Source organism: Paraburkholderia sp. SIMBA_027 (assembly GCF_046535315.1).
GTDB lineage: Bacteria > Pseudomonadota > Gammaproteobacteria > Burkholderiales > Burkholderiaceae > Paraburkholderia > Paraburkholderia tropica.
Genome location: NZ_JAWRWY010001316.1, coordinates 1 through 247 on the forward strand (window position 1 = coordinate 1; position 247 = coordinate 247).

At 63.2% G+C, this 247-nt stretch carries 1 protein-coding gene; it reads right to left on the bottom strand.

Translation table 11 applies throughout. From position 1 onward, the window contains the following. A partial coding sequence (locus tag SB764_RS43430; RefSeq protein WP_410867232.1) for a diguanylate cyclase domain-containing protein occupies window positions 1-247 on the bottom strand: 247 nt, incomplete at both ends.

Genomic DNA, 247 nt, shown 5'->3' on the forward strand with positions numbered 1-247 from the left:
CGTACATCGCGGCGTCGGCGTTGAGCAGCAACTCCTCGGCTGTCACGCTATCGGCCGGAAACTGGCTGATGCCGATGCTGGCGCCCACCGTCATGCAATGTGCGTCGATCACCAATTCCTCATTCAACGTGTCCATGATCCGCGCAGCGATCTTTGGCGCCGCGTCGGCAGAACGCGAGCCTTCGAGCAGCGCGATGAACTCGTCGCCGCCCAGCCGCGCCACGACGTCTGTTGCGATCAGCTCATG